The sequence below is a fragment of the Aeromonas bivalvium genome (assembly GCF_000819765.1).
In the GTDB taxonomy this organism is placed as follows: domain Bacteria; phylum Pseudomonadota; class Gammaproteobacteria; order Enterobacterales; family Aeromonadaceae; genus Aeromonas; species Aeromonas bivalvium.
In genome coordinates this window covers 2,103-4,771 of record NZ_CDBT01000022.1, presented here as the reverse complement: position 1 = coordinate 4,771, position 2,669 = coordinate 2,103, and the positions used below count along the sequence as shown (strand labels likewise).

At 53.5% G+C, this 2,669-nt stretch carries 1 rRNA gene; it reads right to left on the bottom strand.

The features are described from left to right. Positions 1-2,669: ribosomal RNA gene (locus BN1119_RS19945) — 23S ribosomal RNA — on the bottom strand; the annotation flags it as partial.

Genomic DNA, 2,669 nt, shown 5'->3' with positions numbered 1-2,669 from the left:
CCGCGCTTACACACCCCACCTATCAACGTTGTGGTCTCCAACGGCCCTTTAGGACCCTCAAGGGGTCAGGGATGACTCATCTCAGGGCTCGCTTCCCGCTTAGATGCTTTCAGCGGTTATCGATTCCGAACTTAGCTACCGGGCAGTGCCACTGGCGTGACAACCCGAACACCAGAGGTTCGTTCACTCCGGTCCTCTCGTACTAGGAGCAACTCCCTTCAATCATCCAACGCCCACGGCAGATAGGGACCGAACTGTCTCACGACGTTCTGAACCCAGCTCGCGTACCACTTTAAATGGCGAACAGCCATACCCTTGGGACCGACTTCAGCCCCAGGATGTGATGAGCCGACATCGAGGTGCCAAACACCGCCGTCGATATGAACTCTTGGGCGGTATCAGCCTGTTATCCCCGGAGTACCTTTTATCCGTTGAGCGATGGCCCTTCCATTCAGAACCACCGGATCACTATGACCTACTTTCGTACCTGCTCGACCTGTCCGTCTCGCAGTTAAGCTGGCTTATGCCATTGCACTAACCTCCTGATGTCCGACCAGGATTAGCCAACCTTCGTGCTCCTCCGTTACTCTTTGGGAGGAGACCGCCCCAGTCAAACTACCCACCAGGCACTGTCCGCGAGCCCGATTCAGGGCCCTGCGTTAGAACATCAAACATACAAGGGTGGTATTTCAAGGACGGCTCCACGACAACTGGCGTCATCGCTTCAAAGCCTCCCACCTATCCTACACATGTAGGTTCAATGTTCAGTGCCAAGCTGTAGTAAAGGTTCACGGGGTCTTTCCGTCTAGCCGCGGGTACACCGCATCTTCACGGCGAATTCGATTTCACTGAGTCTCGGGTGGAGACAGCATGGCCATGGTTACACCATTCGTGCAGGTCGGAACTTACCCGACAAGGAATTTCGCTACCTTAGGACCGTTATAGTTACGGCCGCCGTTTACCGGGGCTTCGATCAAGAGCTTCGCTTGCGCTAACCCCATCAATTAACCTTCCGGCACCGGGCAGGTGTCACACCCTATACGTCCACTTTCGTGTTTGCAGAGTGCTGTGTTTTTGATAAACAGTCCCAGCCATCTGGTCACTGCGACTCCCAACTGCTCCATCCGCAAGGGACTTCACTGTCAAGAGCGAACCTTCTCCCGAAGTTACGGTTCTATTTTGCCTAGTTCCTTCACCCGAGTTCTCTCAAGCGCCTTGGTATTCTCTACCCGACCACCTGTGTCGGTTTGGGGTACGATGACTTGTAATCTGAAGCTTAGAGGCTTTTCCTGGAAGCAGGGCATCAATGGCTTCCGCACCGTAGTGCGTTCGTCTCGTGTCTCAGTGTTGTGTCTCCGGATTTGCCTAGAAACACCACCTACGCACTTTCACCAGGACAACCGTCGCCTGGCCCACCTAGCCTTCTCCGTCCCCCCATCGCAATTACAAGTCGTGCAGGAATATTAACCTGCTTCCCATCGATTACGCCTTTCGGCCTCACCTTAGGGGTCGACTCACCCTGCCCCGATTAACGTTGGACAGGAACCCTTGGTCTTCCGGCGAGGAGGCTTTTCACCCCCTTTATCGTTACTTACGTCAGCATTCGCACTTCTGATATCTCCAGCATACCTCTCGATACACCTTCGCAGACTTACAGAACGCTCCCCTACCACTCACACATACGTGTGAATCCGCGGCTTCGGTGCCTGGTTTGAGCCCCGTTACATCTTCCGCGCAGGCCGACTCGACTAGTGAGCTATTACGCTTTCTTTAAATGATGGCTGCTTCTAAGCCAACATCCTAGCTGTCTGAGCCTTCCCACATCGTTTCCCACTTAACCAGAACTTTGGGACCTTAGCCGGCGGTCTGGGTTGTTTCCCTCTTCACGACGGACGTTAGCACCCGCCGTGTGTCTCCCGGATATTACTTACTGGTATTCGGAGTTTGCATGGAGTTGGTAAGTCGGGATGACCCCCTAGTCCAAACAGTGCTCTACCCCCAGTAGTATTCGTCCGAGGCGCTACCTAAATAGCTTTCGGGGAGAACCAGCTATCTCCGAGTTTGATTGGCCTTTCACCCCCAGCCACAGGTCATCCCCTAACTTTGCAACGTTAGTGGGTTCGGTCCTCCAGTTGATGTTACTCAACCTTCAACCTGCCCATGGCTAGATCACCCGGTTTCGGGTCTACACCTTGCAACTAGACGCCCAGTTAAGACTCGGTTTCCCTACGGCTCCCCTATACGGTTAACCTCGCTACAAAATGTAAGTCGCTGACCCATTATACAAAAGGTACGCAGTCACCCCGAAGGGCTCCCACTGCTTGTACGTACACGGTTTCAGGTTCTATTTCACTCCCCTCACAGGGGTTCTTTTCGCCTTTCCCTCACGGTACTGGTTCACTATCGGTCAGTCAGGAGTATTTAGCCTTGGAGGATGGTCCCCCCATATTCAGACAGGATGTCACGTGTCCCGCCCTACTCGATTTCACTTCAAGGTCGTTTTCATGTACGGGGCTATCACCCTGTATCGCTGGCCTTTCCAGGACCATTCCACTAACTTCCAAGAAACTTAAGGGCTAATCCCCGTTCGCTCGCCGCTACTGAGGGAATCTCGGTTGATTTCTTTTCCTCGGGGTACTTAGATGTTTCAGTTCTCCCGGTTCGCCTCG